Below are 276 nucleotides of genomic sequence, written 5' to 3'. Positions count from 1 at the left end.
CCGTTGCAGCGCCCGAGCATTCATGCGGCCGCCGGCGACTAACTGGCCTACCCGGCTTCGGCGTATCGCAACGAGGGAAAATTCGGACGCGACGAAGAAACCATTTGCACCGACGAGTACGATAATCGCGATGATTCCAAGTATGTTGATCAAACTATCATCGCTCGTGGACATAATCTTCTCCCGTGGGCATTGACGGTTCCATTCCGTTCGACGCTGATCCATTCGGTGTGATGTGCCGCCCCCCGCAAGACTCGTGCATGCATTGATGCAACG

1 protein-coding gene is annotated in these 276 nt (G+C 55.8%); it reads right to left on the bottom strand.

Translation table 11 applies throughout. The features are described 5' to 3' along the window. Positions 1 to 174, bottom strand: a 174-nt coding sequence (locus KJQ96_RS39100; RefSeq protein WP_213291231.1) for a CNNM domain-containing protein, incomplete at its 3' end; no start/stop codon positions are given. Between the last annotated feature and the right edge of the window lie 102 nt (positions 175 to 276).

This window comes from Bradyrhizobium sp. sGM-13, assembly GCF_018398875.1.
Taxonomy (GTDB): domain Bacteria; phylum Pseudomonadota; class Alphaproteobacteria; order Rhizobiales; family Xanthobacteraceae; genus Bradyrhizobium.
Note: the sequence above shows the minus strand (reverse complement) of the source record. Positions and strands in the feature narration are given on the sequence as shown.